A 608-nucleotide genomic window follows, 5' to 3' on the forward strand; every position below is an offset into this window, starting at 1 on the left:
TTGCTTGGATCTGTAACTGGTGTTACTGTTGGATCCTTAAGTTCCTTATCCGCTAATTCCTTAACTGTCTTATCTGATGGAATAACGGCTGTTGTTCCGTCTGGATATGTGACTGTGGCTGTACCGTCATTACCTACTGTTACATCTGTTACAGTTGGATTAGCTTTCTTAACTTCGTCAGTTACTTTAACTTTCTCCGCCTCAGTTAAATTACTTTGATTTACAACTGGAGTTACCACTGGATCCTTAATGACTTTATCAGATGATTTCTTAACTGTTTTATCTGATGGGATGACAGCTGTGGTGCCATCTGGATATGTGACTGTGGCTGTACCGTCATTACCTACCGTTACATCTGTTACAGTTGGATTAGTTTTCTTAACTTCGTCAGCTACCTTAGCTTTTTCTGCATCAGTCAAGTTACTTGGATCTGCAACCGGGGTTACTGTTGGGTCCTTAAGTTCCTTATCCGCTGATTTCTTAACCGTCTTATCGCCTGGGATAACGGCTGTGGTACCATCTGGGTAAGTGACTGTTGTTGCACCATCTTCGTCAACCTTAACGTCAGTTACGGTTGGGTTTGCTTTCTTAACTTCGTCAGCTACCTT

At 42.1% G+C, this 608-nt stretch carries 1 pseudogene; it reads right to left on the bottom strand.

Annotation, left to right across the window (positions count from 1 at the left end):
• Nucleotides 1–608, bottom strand: a pseudogene (locus HMPREF2987_RS11085) (hypothetical protein); the annotation flags it as partial.

Source organism: Streptococcus sp. HMSC067H01 (assembly GCF_001814775.1).
GTDB lineage: Bacteria > Bacillota > Bacilli > Lactobacillales > Streptococcaceae > Streptococcus.